Source organism: Anaerotignum sp. (assembly GCF_051877975.1).
In the GTDB taxonomy this organism is placed as follows: domain Bacteria; phylum Bacillota; class Clostridia; order Lachnospirales; family Anaerotignaceae; genus Anaerotignum_A.
The window spans coordinates 12,038-26,265 of the sequence record NZ_JBJEJK010000015.1; the positions used below are offsets into that span (position 1 = coordinate 12,038).

A 14,228-nucleotide genomic window follows, 5' to 3' on the forward strand; every position below is an offset into this window, starting at 1 on the left:
GCTAGAACGCAATGAAAGGGGAAATGAACATGAGAAAGAGAAGACTCTTGGCATGGCTCATGGCAATGGTAATGGCCATTGGGCTGATGCCGGCGACTGCTCTGGCGGATGAACCGCCGGTGGCAGAAAACTTGAGTCCGGCTACTACAACGGTCTCAAACGTTGCAGAGTTGGACAAAACAGCTAAGGATAATGGCGGCGGAACCTATGACGTGACAGTAAGCGTAAAGGCGAAGCAGGAAATCAAATCCGAAGCTGTGGAAATCGTGCTGGTACTGGATAGTTCCGGTTCCATGAACTACTGTACAGCAACAGATTACCATGAACACACATCTGAGTGTTATGGACTTATATGCGGAAAAAAAGCGGGTCGTGAACATTGGCATACCTATGAATGTTATGGATATACTTGCGGATATACGCATGTACATTCTTATCCTTCTTCTTCTGACAGACCGCTCTGCTCTGAAGTTGAAGCAGGAACTGCGGATTCCAGAATGGATATCGTGCAGGCTCGTGCCGAAAAAATGGTAAAAGACATTGTTGAAAAACAGGCAAATGTCAAGATTGGTATTGTTGATTTTGACAGCAATGTTCAAACAGCCAATTCTATAGGCCTGACACCTGCGACAGCAGAGAATCAGGATACACTGCTGGGGAAAATCGATGCGATGGATCCGGAAGGCGGCACAGACTATAAAGACGGTTTGGATCAAGCCTATGCTTATCTGAATAATAACAGCGGTGCGAAAAAGGTTGTTATCTTTTTGACTGATGGTAAAAATAACGATAAGTCTTTTACAGAACAAGATAAGACTGTAACAAATTTAAAGAATATCGCTGAAATTTACACAATTGGTTTTACAACAAGCAATGCTCTGCTGGAAGCTATTGCAACAGATGCAGGCCATTATAAAACTGCAAACGACAGTACTGTATTGGAAAGTATTTTTAACAATATCGTTGATAAATTGATTGCCCTTGTTACTGACCCTATCGGCGAATATGTGACATTGGAAGGCGATGTTACAGCCAAAGTGGGCACTGCTGATGCGGCAAGTGGTCTGAATGTTTCTGACGATAAAGATAACATCGAATGGAACAGAACAGAAGGCCTGGCAAGCGGCGAAACATTGACACTGACTTATACAGTTGCACTGAAGGATGCCGAAGATTTCCCTGTAGGGGCAACAACGGTTTACCTGAATGGCGATGGCGCAAAGCTGAACTATACAGTAGGCACAACAAGCGGGAAAGCATCTTTCCCTCAGCCTTACACAACAGTAGAAGTTGGCCAGCTGACAGAAAAGACTGTTTTGGTAGGCGAAGATGCTGCTGAAACAGAATATGGCACAGCCAAAACAGCAAAAACAATCGTTAGCGTAGGCAGCGTTTCCCAGAATGCAGAGTTCACATGGACAATGCCCGCTGCAGATGCAACAATTACAGAAGATGGAACAACTTATTATTATCACGAAACAAAACTGGACGGCACAGTGACAACTGCAGCAAAAACAGATGCAACAGCTGCGGCACGTACAGTAGTACATTATTACACAGCAGAAGAACCTGCACCCGCTAAACCGACAAGCCTGAATGTTGGCCTGGATATTGTTTGTACAGATCATACAACAGATCAGCCTGTTGGATTCGACAACAGCAGCTACACCATCGGTGATGTAGAAAAAAGTGTAACTGGCGGATATGCGGTTAAAGTAACTCTGGATGGCGAAAAGGCAAACTATTACCCTGCACAGCATGAAGCAGATAACAGCCAGACAGACGTAACAGAACTGACATTTACATGGAATGGTACCAGTTGGTTACCTGAAAAAGATAATTTTGTTCTGCATGTAAAACCTGTGGTAACACCTCCTCCGGCTGAAACATATACAGTAACTTACACGGATGGTGTGGCTCTGCAGGAAATCTTTCCAGATCAGGTAACAAGCGGCCTGCATCTTGGGGATGAGACACCTGCCTTTGTAGGGGAACCTACAAGAGAAGGATATACTTTCGATAGATGGGATCCTAAAGTAACACCGACTGTAACAGGAACTGTAGTTTATACAGCAAAATGGACAAAAGATCCTATTGGTGCTTATGATACAGAATTCCACACGATGTTTACAGAAGCGATCGGAAACAAAGTTAAGGACAGCACAGAAGATGTGTATGATTTTGATGATGTAAGCCTGATCAATGTAACAGCCGGCTCCACAACAGCAACCGGCGGCGGCAAAATTGCCAATTATAAGGCACTTGGATATGACCATTGGTTTACATTGAATACTGTTGATATTATCAAGGATGTTACAAAGGTAGACGGCCTGGTAATCAAAGTGAAAACAGGCGGAAGCCTGCTGAGACCTGAATATCAGGATGTAGTTGTAGATGCAGATCATATCAAGAAGATTCATGATGTAAGCTGGAGCGGCATCGATCATATTACAGAAATCTATCTTGGTTTCGATGTAACATTCAAAGCAAAAGATAATGCTGGTGAATGGCAGACAGTTCCTTGCAACGGCAATGATACCAATGTAGTATTCTTTGACAGCAGAGACGGCGGCACAATTACACCTCCTGCTTTGGATGACGGATATATTTGGTATACAGATGAAGCCTGCACACAGGAATGGAATGGTAAGATCGTAAGAGATACTATTCTTTATGCAGGATCCGTAGAACAGGTTGTATTGATGTATAACCCCAACGGCGGCTACGGCTTTATGATGCCTACAACATACAATAAAGGCACAGAAGTAACTGCAGCGGATTGTGGCTATACACGGACAGGATATAACTTCGTTGGCTGGAGCAAAACCACAGACGGCGCAACACTGATTCAGCCCGGAGACAAATTTGCACTGAATGAAACAACAACGCTGTATGCAATTTGGAGCAAAGGAACAGCACCCGCAGGAAAGTTCACATTGACATATGACCCTAACGGCGGCGAAGGTACAGCTTATACGGAAACATACAGCAAAGACGAAAATGTAACAGTGGCAGACTGCAGCTTTACAGCACCGGAAGGCTATGAATTTGCAGGCTGGAGCGAAGCGGCCGATGGTCAGGCACTGGTACAGCCCGGCGATATGTTCCTGATCAATGCATCTACAACATTGTATGCAATCTGGAAACCTGAAACAGTAATCGTTCGTTTCTATCTGGAAGATGACGCACTGACAGGTGAAGAATATGTTACAACAGATTTGGGCGACGAAATTCGGGTTGATGCAGGGTATGCACATCTGAAATCCGTAGAATCTGATAAAATTGTAGCTGGCACGTACGATGGCGATGTTGCTTCTGATTCTGTAACGGCTGCATGTGTGGCTCTGTTTACAGGAAAAGACCTAGAAGATGCAGTAAAAGTTGAATTGCCTGATGTAGACTTTGATGATTATAAGGTTGTACTGAGAGCAGACAACCCCGTAGTTTGGGAATCTGAAAATGAAGAGAATGATGTTTCCTGGCACGTACATTATGTAGTCGTTCCTAAGGAAATCGAAGGTCCTGAATTTAGTGATGATGGTGCCCAGATTAGTGGTTCCAGCAAAGAAGCTTTGACAGCTAGTGAAGTTCGGAGACTGGATTTGGCATTCGCATACCCCGGTCTGCTGGTTCCTGAAAACGGCACAATCCTGATTTCTGCGGAAGACCTTGCAGAAGTAGAAGAATTCAAGATCGCTTATAAGATTACTGTAACAGGTGACGCGGGCACAGCATTCAGCGTAACAGATGAAGATGTTGAATGGGTTGACGTAGACGATGCCTTCACCGTTGACGGAGATACAGTTTCCGGCAGACTGGATGAGAATGGCGAAGCAGTTCTGTATTGCGTAAAAACATTCACAGCGGAAGACGCAGAAGAGGGCAGCGTTGCAAATGAAGCTGTAATCGTAAATGAAAGTGATCCCGAACAACCTGAAATACCTATTGAAGAAGAAACAGTGATTAAAACAGAAGGCGTAGCAGTAACAAAGACACTGATCAGCAAAGGACCTTTCAAAGATGGTGATGATGTAGAATTCAAAATTACTGTTACAAATCTGGGCAACGAACCTGTTGAAAACATTATTGTAGTAGAAGAACCTGGTTCGGGCCTGGTTAAAGGTCACTTTGTGGGTATAAGAGCTGGTGTGGATTCTGACTCTACACCCGAAGAAGGCGCTGATTCTGATGAAGGAGAAGATCCAGTAGATGGACCTGCAGTAGGTGTACTTGCAGTAGATGTACTTGCAGCAGATGAACCCGCAGCAGATGAACCTGCAGCAGATGAACCCGCAGCAGATGAACCCGCAGCAGATGAACCTGCAGCAGATGAACCTGAAATTGTTGACCCTGCGGAAAATAATATTGAAGTAACAGCTTCCGATGATCCACAGTATGACAATACTTATACTGACGAAGACGGCAACGTTGTGATCCTTATTCTGGAAGCAGGTCAGAGCATTGAACTGACATACACAGCAGAAATTGATGCAGATAAAGACGATTTCAGCAACACAGTTATCGTAATCGACGGCGAAGAAAATGAACTGGACAGAGACGAAAACAAAGAAGTTCAGCTGAGCAAAGGCAGTATTTCTGTTACAAAAGAAATCGGTGACAAGAGTGTAAGACGCGGCGAATGGGCTGTATATACAATCGTTGTGGAAAACACTGGTGAAGTGGATCTGAAAGATATTACAGTAACAGAAAAACCTGATTACGATGTATTCAGCGAAGGCGAATTCACAGGCAATGTTGATGGTGTTACATTTGACGGCGATACAGCTACAATCGATGAACTGGAAGTTGGCGACAGCGTAACACTGACTTACAGAGCAAAAGTTAAGAGCGGCGCAGCAAAGAATGCTGAACTGGAAAATGTAGTTATCGTAAAAGACGGCAACAATGAACTGGGCAGAGATACAAACAATGACGGTTATGTATACGTTCCCAGCAGCAGCCATTCTTCTAGCAGCAGTAAGAAAAAGACACCTTCCAAAGTGGATGAAGTTCTGAATACAGAAGATCACTTCCAGTATGTTCAGGGCTACCCTGATGACACAGTAGGTCCTGAAAGAAACATCACACGTGCGGAAGCAACTGTAATCTTCTTCCGTCTGCTTCAGGATTCTGTAAGAACAAAATATCTGGATGCGGATAATACATTCCCCGATGTAAACCTGAATGACTGGTTCAACCTGGGCGTTTCCACAATGGAAAACGGTGGTTTCGTATCCGGTTATGATGATGGTCTGTTCAGACCTAACGGCTACATCACACGTGCGGAATTGGCAACAATCATCTCCAACTTTGATGATCTGGAACCTGCTACAGAAAATAAATTCCCTGATGTAGAAGGCCACTGGGCAGAAAAATATATCAACTCCGCAGCAGAAAAAGGCTGGCTGAGCGGCTACGATGACGGCCTGTTCCGTCCTAACCAGTACATCACAAGAGCAGAGACAATGTCTATGATCAACCGTGTGCTGGATCGTAAAGTAGATGAAGACGGCCTGCATGAAGATGCAAAACAGTGGAAAGATAATCCCGAAGGCAAATGGTATTATTATGCTGTTCTGGAAGCAACAAACTATCATGAATATGAACGTGAAGATGCTTCTGATTACGAAAACTGGACAGCAATCAAACCTGAAAAAGTTTGGGAAAACTAAATAGTACGTTACAGAGCGGATGAACCGAATGGTTCATCCGTTCTTTTTTTTTTGCCAGGGGCATATACTTGTACCATAAGGAGTTGGTACAATGAAAAAATGGATTATGGCAGGGCTGGCGGCTTTGCTTTTGGCAGGATGTGCGGCAGAAGGAGATATACCCCAACGGGCCCAAACGGGACATCTCGGCGGGGATACGGCCATCAGCCGGGAATTGGCGGCAAAAACCATTGCTTGTGCATTCTATTCTGGGGATGAACTGGACGCACTCACCTTAAAAGAGGGTTTTTCGGATGTGGCAGAAGAGGACTGGGCGTATCCCTATATTGCAGGCTGTGTGGAGCAGGGGTTTTTCGCGGGCAGCGAAGAGGGAACCTTTCGCCCTCAGGATGACTTGACCCTTTGGGAGGCCCAAACATTGATGGACAGGTTGGCACCGGAATATGACAGCCGTATCGTGCTGACTGATGAAAATAAAAATATGGCGGTGTCCTATGAATTATGGGTACAGCTGCTGGAAACAGCGCTGAAGGCCAGAAGAGGAGAGGACAGCTTATATTTTTATGGGATAGAAACGGAAAATGCCGTGCTATTGCAGAAGGACGGGCTTTGTGATACAGGAAAATTTACAGCGGCGGGGCTGGATTTGCAGCCCTATGTATATAGTAGAATCACTTTTTTGGAAAAAGATGGAGAAATCATTGCCCTACTGACAGTGGAGGCCTTGTCTCCTGTGGTGAAAAATATCTATTGCCGGAAAGAGGACGGGAAACTGCTGCTGGAAACAGGAGAGGGCGCAGCGGCCTTCAGCTATCAGGGAAAAATAGAGGAGGGGATCTGCGATGTGAAGCTGGAAGAGGGAAAAATCCAGGAAGTGACACCTGCGGCAGAGCTGGGACGATGTACAGTGAAGCGGGTGAATGAACAGGAGATTTATCTGGCGGAAAAAGGCAAGAGGGATTGGGCGGCCGATGCCCGTGTTTATGATGCCGCAGGAGAAGAAATGAAAAAGGAGGATTTTTCTGATCTGATCTGTGGGACGAGCACAGCGAACTACTTTGAAAAGGATGGAGAGATTTGCGCAGCCATCATTGAGGAGGAGGCTGTGCCGGAAAATATGCGGGTATTTTTGAAAGGAACAGAACAGGAAACAGTAACGATTTCGGCGGAAGAGGCATTTACCCTTTCCAACGAAAAAGGGAAAAAAGAATTTCCGGCAGGGGCAAAGGCAACCTTGACAGCGGATCTGCCTTGGTTCGACTATGGTATCCTGACGGTGGCGGCAGAAAGCCCTATTCGATTGGAATTTGCAGATGGGACTTCTTATACATATGAAGGCATTCTGGAGATGGAGAGAAGGGGAGAAAACAGCTTTTCTATCATCAATGAACTGCCTTTGGAGCGATATCTCTTGGGAGTCGTGCCCCATGAAATGCCGACTGGTTTTGGACAGACGGCTTTGGAGGCGCAAGCCATTACCGCCCGCAGCTATGCCTATAATTCGTTTTACGGCAATGCCTACTGCGGTTATGGTGCCCATGTGACGGATACGGTGGCCAGTCAGGTATATTTGGGCTATGAAAAAAATGAGACAGCAGAGGCGGCGGTAAAGGCCACAGAGGGGCTTTGCGCCGTGACGGAAGAGGGAACAGTGGCGCAGACCTATTTTTATTCCACTTCCTGCGGATTTGGGGCAGGGAGCCAAGAGGTTTGGTCGAAGGATGGCTCCTTCAGCGGCGGCGGAAAAGCCTATCTGCAAGCCAAAGCCCATGGGAATTTTGCAACGCCCCAAACAGAGGAAGAATGGCTCACCTTTTGGCAGGATTGGGAACAGGAAGGATATGATATGGATTCTCCCTGGTATCGGTGGAAGGTATATTTTGGCTGCGGACAGCTTTCGGAAATTGCGGCAAAGACGCTGCATGAGGTTTCTGCGACCAATCCGTCTCTGGTTTCGGTACAGGAAGGAAATCTTTCTGCTTTGGGCAGGCTGCAGGGCATGGCAGTGACAAGAAGGGGCAAAGGCGGCGTTGCTATGGAATTGCAGATGGAATTTGAAAAGGGAACAGTGACGGTGAAAACAGAATACGCCATTCGCAAGGTGCTTTCTCCAACAAAGCTGACCATCGGCGAGCCTATCTATCTGCAGAGGAAAAGCGGTGACAGTTTGACGGGACAGACAATGCTGCCCAGCGGATTTTTTGCAGTGAAGGAAATGCGGAACGGGGAAGGAACCCTGACAGGAATTGCCCTTTACGGCGGGGGCAATGGGCATGGCGTGGGCATGAGCCAGTATGGGGCAAAGAAATTGGCAGAGGAAGGAAAAAGCTCCGCTCAGATCCTTGCATATTATTTCCCGGGAACAAGAGTGGAAAAGGTTTTGTAAGCAGAAAAAAGTAACTACATTTTCGGATGGACGTTCTGAAGAAAGTAATTTGAAAAACGGTTATGGCATTTATCAGGCAGAGTTGGAACGAGATAATGGGTATTTGGTGTAAAAGCCAAGTACCTATTTTTTTTGCCCATAATTGAAAACAACATGTTTAGTTTTCATCTAAATAAAAATAGTTATAAAATTTATTAAAAACTATATTGAAAAATATGAAAACTATTATTATATTATATATAGAGGTGATTGATATGAAACAGCTTATTTCCAGATGTCCTGGGTGCCAAGGAACGTTACGAATTTCTACATTGCGGTGCCCTGACTGTGGTATGGAATTAAAAAATGATTTTGAAATTAGTATTTTTGATCAACTTGACAAAGGACAGTACAAGTTTCTCCTTTCCTTTTTGAAAAGCAGGGGGAGCCTAAAAGAGATGCAGTCCGATTTACAGATGTCATATCCTACGGTTAAAAAGAAATTGGATGAGCTGCTTACTGCATTAAACTTAGGTGAAGCGGTGGGAAAGGAGGAACCTAAAGAAATGGATACGAGTAATTTGAAGGTGGATTATACCAGCAGAAAAGCATCTGAAATGATTAAAGCGAGACTCAAGGAAAATGGCGGCCGTGTTACGGTATATACAGCAAGGGGGCTCCCTTGTGAAATTTGTGCAGAACCAGACGGCGTGACATTTTCCAGTGATAAGCTGCCTATTAAGCCAGCCTATGAATATGCTGTTTTTGATGTCATTGTAAATCTTCTGAAGGAACAGGGCGGACGAGCACGAAAAGGGAATGGAAGGAATTCCAAGCTAGGTGATGCAGGATGCGAAGAAACGACTGTTGTCGGTGCGATTGCAAAGTTCCGTGGCTATGAGGTTGGCGACTCTGTGTATGATCCTGTATTTGTAATGGCCGCTGTTTTGGAGTGGGCTGGAATTGCCCGTAATGGGCGGGGCGAATTGATCCTTACGGAAGAATATAAGAGTATGCTTTGATTCGGTTTTATACTTTTTGTTCCAAAAAAGTATGAGAAGAAAAGGAAACCTTTGCTAAAACAGTTCAAAATGGGGATACATTTGGTTTGTTTAACTTGGATTTTAACTCGAATGAGCCGAAATTTGAGAATTTCTGAAGCCAAAAGCCTTTAGTTATAATCAGTATCATACATCAAGAGCAAAAAATAAGCAGACCGTTATGGTCTGCTTTTCCATATCATCTCAAAGAAACATAAGTCTTGATGACTTCTACGATTTTGTCCAAGTCCATTCGGGATGTATTTAAAATGAGGTCATAATTTTCTGCTTTGCCCCATTTCTGACCGGTGAAATAGTTATAATAGTTGGCACGGCGTTTATCTGTCTTGATGACCATGGCTTCTGCGCCCTGGGGGTCATGGTGATATGTATTTACCGCCCGTTCTACACGATCAGGCAGATCTGCCTGCAGAAAGATATTGATACAGTTGGGGTTATCCGCCAGGACATAATTTGCGGAGCGGCCGACGATGACACAGGGCCCTTCTTCTGCCACTTCCTTGATGACCTGAGACTGTACCAGAAAGATTTTTTCATTCAGGGGCAGGCCAACAGAATCCAGGCTGGGGGTCAGGGAGGTCAGAGAAAAGAACAGGTTGCCCACAGAGGTTTTCTCCGCATCCTTGAAGCATTCCACAGAAAGCCCTGTTTTTTCCGCTGCCATAGTAATCAGTTCATTATCATAAAAGGGAATACCCAGAGCATCCGCCAGTTTTTTGCCGACGATACGCCCGCCGCTGCCATACTGACGGCTGATGGTGATGATTTTATGCTGGTTCATTTTCATCGACTCCTTATCGTTCAGAAATTTTCGGATATTTCCGTAAATTTTGTTTTCATAATTATCCATTATAGTACTTTTTTGGAAAAGAGACAAGAAGAGTTTTTTTTGCGGAAAGAAAGAAAAATACGGCTTTTTTATACTGAAAACTTTACATTTTAGGGAAAAGTGATTATGATATTAAAGATGAACAACGATTTCAGCACAGAAAAGAAATATGATATAAAAGTAAGGAGATACGAACATGGGTGAATCTTTAACAGGTTTAAAAAGAAGCTGCATGTGTGGCAACGTAAACGAAAACATGATCGGTCAGGAAGTAACGGTGATGGGCTGGGTACAGCGCCGCCGCGACTTGGGTCAGCTGATCTTCATCGCGCTGAGAGACAAAACAGGTCTGGTGCAGATCGCTATCGATGGGAACACAGCAGAAAAAGAACTGTTCGCAAAAGCGGAAACTGTCCGCAGTGAATATGTATTGGCAGTGAAAGGGCTAGTTGCTGCCAGAACAGAGGGCAATATCAACCCCAATATGAAAACAGGCAAGATTGAGATTATCGCAAAGGAACTGCGCATCCTTTCCGAATCCGAAACAACGCCGTTCCAGATTGAGGATAATATCACAGTAAAAGACGACCTGCGTCTGAAATATCGTTATCTGGACCTGAGAAGACCTTCTCAGCTGAAAAACCTGGTACTGCGCCATAAGGTAGTACAGGTGATGCGGAACTTCCTGGACAGCGAAAACTTCCTGGAAATTGAAACACCTATCTTGGGCAAATCCACCCCTGAAGGTGCCCGTGACTATCTGGTACCCAGCCGTGTGCATCCCGGCAATTTCTATGGCCTGCCCCAGTCTCCTCAGCTGTACAAACAGCTGCTGATGGTTTCCGGCATGGACAGATATTATCAGATTGCAAAATGCTTCCGTGATGAAGACCTGCGTGCAGACAGACAGCCTGAATTTACACAGGTGGATATGGAGCTGTCCTTCGTAGATATCGAAGATATTATGGATATCAACGAAAGAATGATGCAGAAGGTATTCAAAGACCTGATGAATGTAGATATCCAGCTGCCTCTGCCCAGAATGACTTATGCAGAAGCGATGGAACGTTTCGGTTCCGATAAGCCCGATGTACGTTTCGGCATGGAACTGAAAAATATCTCTGATGTGGTAGCAGGCACAGAATTCGTGGTATTCAAATCCGCTCTGGAAAATGGCGGCAGCGTTCGTGCCATCAACGCCAAGGGATGTGGTTCTTTCCCCAGAAAGAAGATCGACTCTCTGGTGGAATTCGTGAAAACATACAGAGCAAAAGGCCTGGCGTGGATTGCCATCAATGAAGACGGTAGCCTGAAATCCCAGATTGCAAAATTCTTCACCCCTGAAAAAATGCAGGAGATCGTGGACGCTATGGACGGGAAACCCGGCGACCTGATTCTGATTTGTGCGGATAAAGATAAAGTGGTATTTGACTCTTTGGGTGCTCTGCGCTTGGAACTGAGCAGAATGCTGGAGCTGACAAGACCCGATGACTTTGCATTCCTGTGGATCACCGAATTCCCTATGCTGGAATGGGACGAAGAAGAAAACAGATATGTTGCTGTACACCATCCCTTCACCGCACCTATGGATGAGGACCTGGAACTGATCGACACCAACCCCGGTGCTGTTCGGGCGAAGGCATACGATATCGTTCTGAACGGCTATGAACTGGGCGGTGGCTCTATCAGAATCCACCGCAGAGATATCCAGCAGAAGATGTTTGAACTGCTGGGCTTCACACCGGAAGATGCCCAGGAACGCTTCGGCTTCCTGTTAGATGCCTTCAAATATGGGGTACCCCCTCATGGCGGTCTGGCCTTTGGCTTGGACAGAGTCATCATGCTGATGAGCGGCGCAACCAGCATCCGCGATGTTATCGCCTTCCCTAAGGTGAAGGATGCATCTTGCCCGATGACAGATGCACCTGGCGTAGTAGAAGAAAAACAGCTGGATGAGTTGGGGATCGCTCTGAAGGTAACAGAAACAGAAGAAACAGCAGAATAATCTGAAAAAATCAAGAGCAGGAGATTTCTCTCCTGCTCACTGTTTTTTCGGCAAAATTGGTTCTTGACATTTTCGTAAAAATAGAGGAAAATATATATGTTATTTATAAGATTTCGGTGCGTGGCCCAGCTTGGTAGGGCGCAGCGTTCGGGTCGCTGAGGTCGTGGGTTCAAATCCCGTCGCACCGATAAAAAAGACTGTCTTTTTCAGACAGTCTTTCTTTTTTATTCTGCTTCGATGGAATCATAAATTTCCTTGGGGGATTTTTTATACCAGTTGGTCTTTTCTTCACTGACAAATTCTGCTGTTCTGGAGTGGTAATACATATGGCAGGCTTCCAAATCGTTCATTTTGTGCTTTTTCTGCAGCATGGCAACCACTTCTATCACCAGAGCAGTACGTTCTTCATAGTGGCTGTATTCTTCCACTGTGGAATCGCTTTCCAGATATGTCAGACCATCAATCATACCAATGAAAAAATCAGGGCCCATTTCGGGTGCTATCTTCTGGGTATCCAGAATCATATCGATGAATTTTGCATGTTCAAAAGAAGCAAAAACCTTATTGCTGGGGATGTTTTTCAGATGGCTGTAATATTCTACGCAGGAAACAACTAAAGTACGCTGATCCATTTTTCTCTCTCCTTTAACAAAAAATTTACTAGAGAATATAATAACGTATTTTTTGGGAATTTTCAACCATCATCATAAGGAAAACTTGACATTCTGAATTTTTCAGGTATGCTGAAAAGGAGAGAGTTTTTTTGAAAGGAGAAACTTCCATGATAAATGTGAAAATAGATGCAAGTTTGAAGGAACGCTGCCCCAATGCGGCGCTGGGTCTTTTGCGGTGCAGGGTGGAAGTTGCACCTGACTCGGAAGAATTTCTTTCCATGCTGAACAGCAAGATCGCCGAGCTTTCCGAGGTGGAGCTTTCTCAGGCAAACAAAAGAGAGAAGATCCAATCCACCAGAAAGGCGTACAAAGCTCTGGGCAAAGACCCAAACCGGTATCGTTCTTCTGCGGAAGCCATGTGCAGAAGAATTGCCAAGGAACGGGGGCTATATTATATCAATAATGTTGTTGATATCAACAACTATCTGTCTATCAAATCCGGTTATTCCATGGGCACATATGATCTGGCTCATACCACAGGAGAGATTACATGGATGCGGGCGCCCGAGGGCACGGCGTACCGGGGCATTGGCAAGGATGTGCTGAATATTGAATTTCTGCCTGTCCTGTTTGATGAGGAGGGGCCCTTTGGCAACCCCACCAGTGATAACGACCGTACGATGATCACAGAAGAAACAAAGGATCTGCTGCTGGTATATTATGCCTTTGACGGAGAGGCGGATCTGCCCGGATTATTGGAAGAAGCAAAAGAGCTGCTGGAAAAATACGCAGAGGGCAAGGAGTTTGAAACAAAAATCCTGCAATGAGAATAAAAGGAAGGTGATCATTTGAAAACCTTTGAGAACCTTTACCGGGAAAATTATCAAAAAGTATATGCCTTTCTGTACCGTATGTGCGCTGATGCGAACCTGGCAGAAGATTTGACCCAGGAGACTTTTTTGCAGGCCTATACCTCGTTCCACCGTTTCCGGGGGGATTGTGAGGTATTCACTTGGCTGGCAGCCATTGGAAAGCATGTTTATTTTAAATATTTAAAAAAGAAAAAACTTCATCTGGATGCCAGCAACTTGGAATTGATAGCGCAAAGATATGTGAAAGGGGATATCAGCCCAGAGGAACATGTGCATAAAAAAGACGTGGAAAATGCGGTGCGGCAGATGGTGGAAAATATTCCGAAAAAATATCGGGATGTGGTTCTGCTGCGGATTTATGCGGAATTGCCGTTTTCCCAGATCGCATTGATTTTGAAGATCAGTGAAAATTCTGCAAAAGTGATTTATTTCAGAGCGAAAAAGATGCTGTTGGAGGTGTTGAAACATGAGCTGGAAATGTGATATCGTAACAGATTTAGCGCCTCTGTACTTTGATAAAGAGGCCAGCAAAGCCAGCAGAAGGCTGGTGAAGGAGCATTTGAGAGAATGCCCGGAATGCAGAGCAAACTATAGAAAATATCACCCTGCCCAGAATTTGGCATCGGAGCTGCCTTTTTCCGGAAATGTTGAAAATTTTGCTATGCTGGCGAAAAAAATGCGAAACCGCCGCCTGCTGTTATGGGTAGGATTTCTTTCCTATGTGAGTGCCACCATGGGAGCTTTGGCATTGCATTATATGCATAAAAACCGATAAGAAAAGGATTGACGGTGATTTGCGCAGGCGGCAGG

9 protein-coding genes, 1 tRNA gene and 1 pseudogene are annotated in these 14,228 nt (G+C 45.0%); 9 read left to right on the plus strand and 2 right to left on the minus strand.

Annotation, left to right across the window (positions count from 1 at the left end; translation table 11 throughout):
- Positions 1-29 precede the first annotated feature (29 nt).
- From ACI39P_RS02320 to ACI39P_RS02335, 4 genes and pseudogenes are all read left to right on the plus strand, one after another.
- The gene (locus tag ACI39P_RS02320; protein WP_439719099.1) at positions 30-5,672 is read left to right on the plus strand and encodes an S-layer homology domain-containing protein; all 5,643 of its coding nucleotides are present in this window, start codon (positions 30-32) and stop codon (positions 5,670-5,672) included.
- Between the two features lie 91 nt (positions 5,673-5,763).
- Complete coding sequence (locus ACI39P_RS02325) at positions 5,764-8,058, plus strand: SpoIID/LytB domain-containing protein (protein WP_439719100.1); 2,295 nt, start codon at positions 5,764-5,766, stop codon at positions 8,056-8,058.
- Positions 8,059-8,312: 254 nt separating this feature from the next.
- A pseudogene (locus ACI39P_RS02330) lies at positions 8,313-8,558 on the plus strand (DUF2089 family protein); the annotation flags it as partial.
- Positions 8,559-8,603: 45 nt separating this feature from the next.
- Positions 8,604-9,059 (plus strand): hypothetical protein, encoded by a 456-nt coding sequence (locus ACI39P_RS02335; protein WP_439719169.1) that lies wholly within the window; start codon positions 8,604-8,606, stop codon positions 9,057-9,059.
- A 217-nt stretch (positions 9,060-9,276) separates the two neighbouring features.
- Here the strand turns inward: ACI39P_RS02335 and ACI39P_RS02340 are convergent, their stop codons facing one another.
- Positions 9,277-9,879, minus strand: a complete 603-nt coding sequence (locus ACI39P_RS02340) for a cytidylate kinase family protein (RefSeq protein WP_439719101.1) — start codon at positions 9,877-9,879, stop codon at positions 9,277-9,279.
- Between the two features lie 244 nt (positions 9,880-10,123).
- On the opposite strand from ACI39P_RS02340, the gene aspS reads away from it, so the two are divergent.
- Complete coding sequence (gene aspS, locus ACI39P_RS02345; protein ID WP_439719102.1) at positions 10,124-11,932, plus strand: aspartate--tRNA ligase; 1,809 nt, start codon at positions 10,124-10,126, stop codon at positions 11,930-11,932.
- 114 nt (positions 11,933-12,046) lie between these two features.
- Positions 12,047-12,120: transfer RNA gene (locus ACI39P_RS02350), tRNA-Pro, on the plus strand.
- A 36-nt stretch (positions 12,121-12,156) separates the two neighbouring features.
- On the opposite strand, the gene ACI39P_RS02355 is transcribed toward ACI39P_RS02350, so the two are convergent.
- Positions 12,157-12,564, minus strand: coding sequence for a hypothetical protein (locus tag ACI39P_RS02355; RefSeq protein WP_439719103.1), 408 nt, complete (start codon positions 12,562-12,564; stop codon positions 12,157-12,159).
- A gap of 149 nt (positions 12,565-12,713) precedes the next feature.
- On the opposite strand from ACI39P_RS02355, the gene ACI39P_RS02360 reads away from it, so the two are divergent.
- Genes ACI39P_RS02360 through ACI39P_RS02370 form a run of 3 tightly spaced genes read left to right on the plus strand, consistent with a single transcriptional unit; the run spans position 12,714 to position 14,193 of the window.
- Positions 12,714-13,373 (plus strand): phenylalanine--tRNA ligase beta subunit-related protein, encoded by a 660-nt coding sequence (locus tag ACI39P_RS02360; protein ID WP_439719104.1) that lies wholly within the window; start codon positions 12,714-12,716, stop codon positions 13,371-13,373.
- Between the two features lie 21 nt (positions 13,374-13,394).
- Positions 13,395-13,901 (plus strand): sigma-70 family RNA polymerase sigma factor, encoded by a 507-nt coding sequence (locus ACI39P_RS02365; RefSeq protein ID WP_439719105.1) that lies wholly within the window; start codon positions 13,395-13,397, stop codon positions 13,899-13,901.
- On the plus strand, positions 13,885-14,193 hold the full coding sequence (locus ACI39P_RS02370) for a zf-HC2 domain-containing protein (RefSeq protein WP_439719106.1): 309 nt from the start codon (positions 13,885-13,887) through the stop codon (positions 14,191-14,193). The genes ACI39P_RS02365 and ACI39P_RS02370 overlap by 17 nt, the downstream gene beginning before the upstream one ends.
- Positions 14,194-14,228: the final 35 nt, after the last annotated feature.

Excerpts from the sequence above, each read along its gene's own strand:
- ACI39P_RS02325 (WP_439719100.1), top strand. The coding sequence starts at position 5,764 with ATGAAAAAATGGATTATGGCAGGGCTGGCGGCTTTGCTTTTGGCAGGA.
- ACI39P_RS02360 (WP_439719104.1), top strand. The coding sequence starts at position 12,714 with ATGATAAATGTGAAAATAGATGCAAGTTTGAAGGAACGCTGCCCCAAT.
- ACI39P_RS02335 (WP_439719169.1), top strand. The coding sequence starts at position 8,604 with ATGGATACGAGTAATTTGAAGGTGGATTATACCAGCAGAAAAGCATCT.
- ACI39P_RS02320 (WP_439719099.1), top strand. The coding sequence starts at position 30 with ATGAGAAAGAGAAGACTCTTGGCATGGCTCATGGCAATGGTAATGGCC.
- ACI39P_RS02340 (WP_439719101.1), bottom strand. The coding sequence starts at position 9,879 with ATGAACCAGCATAAAATCATCACCATCAGCCGTCAGTATGGCAGCGGC.
- aspS (WP_439719102.1), top strand. The coding sequence starts at position 10,124 with ATGGGTGAATCTTTAACAGGTTTAAAAAGAAGCTGCATGTGTGGCAAC.
- ACI39P_RS02370 (WP_439719106.1), top strand. The coding sequence starts at position 13,885 with ATGAGCTGGAAATGTGATATCGTAACAGATTTAGCGCCTCTGTACTTT.
- ACI39P_RS02355 (WP_439719103.1), bottom strand. The coding sequence starts at position 12,564 with ATGGATCAGCGTACTTTAGTTGTTTCCTGCGTAGAATATTACAGCCAT.